4 protein-coding genes and 1 pseudogene are annotated in these 5,215 nt (G+C 69.1%); all 5 read right to left on the bottom strand.

Annotated elements, in window-relative coordinates:
- Window positions 1-137, bottom strand: a pseudogene (locus ABZY45_RS35005) (ATP/GTP-binding protein); the annotation flags it as partial.
- Window positions 118-804, bottom strand: a complete 687-nt coding sequence (locus ABZY45_RS35000) for a DUF742 domain-containing protein (protein WP_356746296.1) — start codon at window positions 802-804, stop codon at window positions 118-120. The gene ABZY45_RS35000 and the pseudogene ABZY45_RS35005, both read right to left, overlap by 20 nt.
- An 89-nt stretch (window positions 805-893) precedes the next feature.
- Window positions 894-1,307, bottom strand: coding sequence for a roadblock/LC7 domain-containing protein (locus ABZY45_RS34995; protein WP_006127847.1), 414 nt, complete (start codon window positions 1,305-1,307; stop codon window positions 894-896).
- 10 nt (window positions 1,308-1,317) lie between these two features.
- Window positions 1,318-4,560, bottom strand: coding sequence for a nitrate- and nitrite sensing domain-containing protein (locus ABZY45_RS34990; RefSeq protein ID WP_356746295.1), 3,243 nt, complete (start codon window positions 4,558-4,560; stop codon window positions 1,318-1,320).
- Between the two features lie 349 nt (window positions 4,561-4,909).
- Window positions 4,910-5,215: ATP/GTP-binding protein (locus ABZY45_RS34985; protein ID WP_356746294.1), on the bottom strand; the 306-nt coding region annotated here is incomplete at its 5' end.

Below are 5,215 nucleotides of genomic sequence, written 5' to 3'. Positions count from 1 at the left end.
GCTTCGGTGCGCAGCGGATTGATCTCCGAGACGGCACCGACAAACGTGGTCTTACCCACGCCGAAGCCCCCTGCCACCACGATCTTCGCCGAGGTAGTGGAGCGGGCCGCTCCGCCGCTAGAGCTTGCGAAGTCCACTGAGCACCCTTTCGAGCAGTGTCACATCTGGCTGGCCGCCGGCGGCCTCGTCGCCGCCGGGCTGATGGATAGCGACGAGTCCGGCCTCGGCCAGGTCGGCGACGAGGATCCGGGCAACGCCGAGCGGGATCGAGAGAAGGGCCGAAACCTCGGCGACCGACTTGATCTCGATGCAGAGCCGGCAGATCCGCTGGTGCTCGGGCAACTGCCCTTGCAGCCTGGCGGGATCGGCCGTGGTGCTGACCAGGGCCTCGATGGCGAGCTGGTAGCGCGGCCTGGTCCGGCCGCCGGTCATGGCGTAGGGACGGACCAGCGGGTTGTGCGCCGCGGGCTTGGCGGGCGCCGGAGCCTGCCGCTGGACCGGCTGGATGCGCGACGGCGGCGCCTCGTACCGCTGCGGCGGCTGCTGTTCGTGCTGCGGCTGCTGGTACTGAGGCTGCTGATACGGCTGTTGCTGCTGCCACCCGTGGCCGGGCTGCTGGGGCTGCTGCTGCCAGTCGCCGCCCTGCGCACCCTGCTGGGGCTGCTGGTAAGGCTGATACGGCTGATAAGGCTCCTGCGAGCTCATTCTGCCGGGCGTGGAGGGGGCGTCGAAACGGTTGTCACCCTGCTCACCCGGGACCCGCTGACCGCCCTCGTACGGGTGTCCGCCTGTGGGTGCTGCCACGTTTCCTCCTCCGACTGCCGGTCGCCATCCCAGTGGTGCCGCGCCACCGCACCTTATGGCGCGGTGACGAGAAACGCACTGTCTGTCTATTAGTTAAGAAGACTTCCCTGGAGTTCGGCGCGGAGATCCGGGGTCAGAACACTTCCCGCACGGTCCACGAGAAGTGCCATTTCGTACCCAACCAGGCCGATGTCGGCGTCCGGGTGGGCGAGGACGGCAAGTGAGGACCCGTCAGAGATGGACATGATGAAGAGGAATCCTCGCTCCATCTCCACAACGGTCTGATTCACGGCGCCGCCTTCGAAGATCCGGGAGGCACCCGCGGTGAGCGACGTCAGACCGGAGGCGACAGCCGCCAGCTGATCGGCGCGGTCCCGCGGGAAACCTTCGGACATCGCCAGCAGGAGTCCGTCGGCGGAGACCACCACCGTGTGCGACACCCCGGGGGTGTTGTCCACGAAGTTGGTGATCAACCAGTTCAGATTCTGCGCCGCCTGGCTCATCGGGCTCACACTAACGCTCCTGGTTGTAGGTATTACTTGTGTCCGACCCCGCGGTACGTCCCCGCAGGACACCACGGCGCAGGTTGCTCAACCTGCCCCGCACGTCCTCCGGAGCGCGGGAGACCTGTGGGCCACCCTGCTGGGTCTGCTCCGCCGTCCCCTCGACCAGGTTGGCCTTGGGCACGCGCCGGGGGAGCCCCGACGGGGTGATTCCACCCGCCTTGGGGTCCCGCAGCTTCTCGGCCCGCTCCCAGCGCTCGTCGTTCGCCGAGCGCCAGTCGGCGGGGCTCTCCCCGTCCGCGGGCTGCGACTGCTGCTGTGCCTGAGGCTGTTCCGGCTGCGACCGCTGCCGCTGCACGGGGGCGGCAGGCTGATCGTTTCCGCGACCGGTGGGCTGCCAGTGCTGCTGGCCGGCGCCGCGGCGCGGGAGCCCCGCGTCGGTCAGGTCGTGACCGGGATTGGGGGTGGGCCCCGGACGGTCGAAGCCTACGCGCTCCTGCGCCTCGGCGGGAGCGCTCGGAACAGATTCCGCTACCGGCTGCCCCTGTGGCTCGAAGGCCCCCTGGTAAGAGTCCTGACCTGCCCAGTCGCCCTGGTGGGAGGGGTCGCCCTGCTGCGCGAACGGGTCGGCGTACTGCTCCTGCCGAGCATCCGGAGCGCCGTATGCCGCTTCCGCATAACCGTTCTGCTGCGGCTCCTGGTAGCCGTTCCCGGTGGCTGCGTACGGCTCGTAGCCGCCCTCGTGACCGGGCTGTGCGTACTGCTGCTGCTCCTGGGTGTACTGCTCGGGGGCGTACTGCTGCTGGTCCTGGGCGTACTGCTCAGGGGCGTACTGCTGCTGCGTGAACTGCTCCTGGGCGAAGGCCCCCTGCTGCCCGGCGCCGTTGTCCTGGAACGCGGGACGCTCACCGCCGGCCTGTGCCTCCAGGGCGGCCCGCCGCTCCTCACGCATCAGCGAGCGGTTGACCGGGTCCAGCTGCGGGGAGTCCGCCGCCGGCATCTCGTACCGGGAGTCGTCGAACCCGAGCTCCGCCGCCGTGCGCATCGGGGCCTGCTGGGAGACCGGCTCGAAGGCCTGCGACTGCTGCTGCTCCGGGATGATCGAGGAGACCGTGAAGTCGCTCTCCTGGACCGTCTCGCCACCGCCACCGTGGGTGATGGCGTCCGGCAGCATGACCAGGGACGTGGTGCCGGCCTGCTCGCCCGAAGGGCGGAGCTGGACCCGGATGCCGTGCCGGTCGGCCAGCCGGCCGACCACGAAGAGACCCATGCGCTGGGACACCGCGGCGTCCACGGTCGGGGGGTTCGCGAGCTTGTGGTTGATGTCCGCGAAGTCCTCGGCGGTGAGGCCGATGCCCTTGTCGTGGATCTCGACCATGACGCGGCCGTCGGGCAGCCGGGTCGCGGTGACCCGGACCTTGGTCTGCGGCGAGGAGAAGGTGGTGGCGTTCTCCAGCAGCTCGGCCAGCAGGTGCACGAGGTCGGTCACGGCCTGGCCGTGGATCTCGCTCTCCGGTACGCCGGTGAGCTCGATGCGCTCGTAGGACTCCACCTCGGAGGAGGCGGCCCGCAGGACGTCGACCAGCGGCACCGGCTGGTTCCAGCGGCGGCCGGGCTCCTCGCCCGCGAGGACGAGGAGGTTCTCGCCGTTACGGCGCATACGCGTGGCCAGGTGGTCCAGCTTGAAGAGGCTCTCCAGCTGGTCCGGGTCGGCCTCGTTGTTCTCCAGGTCGGTGATGAGGGTCAGCTGGCCCTCGATGAGCGACTGGTTACGGCGCGACAGGTTGGTGAAGATCGCGTTGACGTTGCCCCGCAGCATGGCCTGCTCGGCGGCGAGCCGGACGGCCTCGCGGTGCACCTGGTCGAAGGCGCGGGCGACCTCGCCGATCTCGTCCTGGCTGTTGATCGGGATCGGCTGGACCCGGGTGTCCACCCGGCCAGGCTCGGTCCGCGACAGCTGGTCGACCAGCATCGGGAGCCGCTGCTCTGCGATGCCGAACGCCGCGGTACGCAGCTGGCGCATCGAGCGGCTCATCTGGCGGGCCATGAGCCCGGCGATGATGAAGGCGGCGAGCAGCGAGACGATCACGATCGCGGCGTTGAGGATGGCGTCGTTGCGCGCGTCCGTCGAGATCTCGGCGGCCTCGGTCACGGCCTTGTCCACGAGCTCGTTCTCGACCGTGGTGTAGCCGTCGAACTTCGCGGTGGCCGCGGCCATCCAGGTCTCGGGGGTGATGCCCTTCGCCTTCAGCTGGGCCGGGGTCCTGCCCTGACCGATCTGCTGGGCCATGCCGTCGAAGACCGAGCCGTCGACGCTGGGCGGCTCCACGAAGGGCTGCCCGGCGGCGGTGGCCTGCTCCTTGGCGGCCTTCAGCTGCTCGGCCCCCTCGGCGGCCTTGTCGGCCATGACTTCCTTGAGCCGCGCGGCGTCGGCCTCCGTACCGCCGGAGACGAACTCGCCGAGGGCGATCTGCTCCAGGTAGTTGTACGAGCTGAACGCCGTCACCTGGCCGTTGAACTTGCGCTGCTCCTGGCTCGGCCGCACCAGGAGGTGCATGCCTATGGAGCGCTGAAGCGATGCGGCGGCCTTGGACAGCTCGATCGCGTACACGGTCCGGCCGTAGCTGGTGATGTTGCCGGTGCCCAGGCCGAGCTCGTTGGAGAACTCCATCAGCGAGTGCTGGACCTTGGTGTAGCCCTCTTCGGTCTTCACCGGGTCCATCGCCTCGGCGTAGGCGGCCTTGCGGAGCTCGGGGAGCAGAGGCTCCTCCACCTTGAACAGCTTCAGGCGGCGGTCCAGGCCCTCCTTGTCCGGCATGTTCTGCACGGCGGCGTCGAACTCCGCGGCGGCTTCGTCGGTGGTGGCGCGGACCTGCTCCACCTCGGAGGCGGTGCGCTTGTTGGACAGCAGCGGCTGTGCGGTGAGGTCACGCTCATTCAGCAGCGCCTGTCCGTAGGCCGCGGCGGCGCGCACGACCAGAGCGGTCTTCTCCGCGTCCTGGGCCTCGTTCCAGGTGTCGACCGACCCCTTCACCTGGAAGCCGCCCATGACCAGGCCGACCAGCGCGGGGATCAGGAGGATCGCGTTCAGCCGGGTGGGCACCCGCCAGTTGCGCGGTGACAGCCGACTGGTGCTGCCACTGGCCGGTTCCGCCTCGGACGACGTGTCCGCAGGCGACACCGCAGCGCGCGGCGGAGGGGTGAAGTTGCCCCGCTCCGGCTGGGCCGGGGAGCCCTCGTTGCTTCGCCTCACTCGACCAACAACCTCTCGGCGTCGGCACCTACGTTGTGCCGGATTATCGTTCAGGGGCCGTACTACTGGGTAGTTCGAGGCATTGCAGCATGCGGACCGGTCGCGTTCCAAACAGTCGGAATGCGCGATTCGGAGCGGCGCGGGCTCACGATAAAACGGGCATAAAGAGCGAGCCCCGCCAAAAGGCGAGGCTCAGGTGAGCGCAGTGGTACCGGCCGTGCGCGTCGGGTATCGACGGGACCGCAATTCTCTGTCGAAATGTTATGAACGCGGGGGCGGAGCGTGTCAAAGGACACAGGCCGCCCCCGCGTGACTACGACAAGTCCCGTAGATCACTACCGCTTCGCGGCTACTTCAGCCGGGCCATCAGCGCGTGCTCGACCAGCGTGATCAGACCGCTCTTGGCGTCCGCGCGGTGCCGGGCGTCCGTCGTGATGATCGGGGCGTCGGGGCCGATCTGGAGTGCTTCGCGTACTTCGTCGGGGGTGTAGGGCTGGTGTCCGTCGAAGCCGTTGAGGGCGATGACGAAGGGGAGGCCGCTGTTCTCGAAGTAGTCGACGGCGGGGAAGCAGTCGGCGAGGCGGCGGGTGTCGACGAGGACGACGGCGCCGATGGCGCCGCGGACCAGGTCGTCCCACATGAACCAGAAGCGGTC

The sequence above is a fragment of the Streptomyces sp. NPDC006516 genome (assembly GCF_040611875.1).
GTDB lineage: Bacteria > Actinomycetota > Actinomycetes > Streptomycetales > Streptomycetaceae > Streptomyces.
The sequence above is the reverse complement of the archived record's forward strand: the minus strand, read 5'-3'. Positions and strand labels throughout refer to the sequence as shown.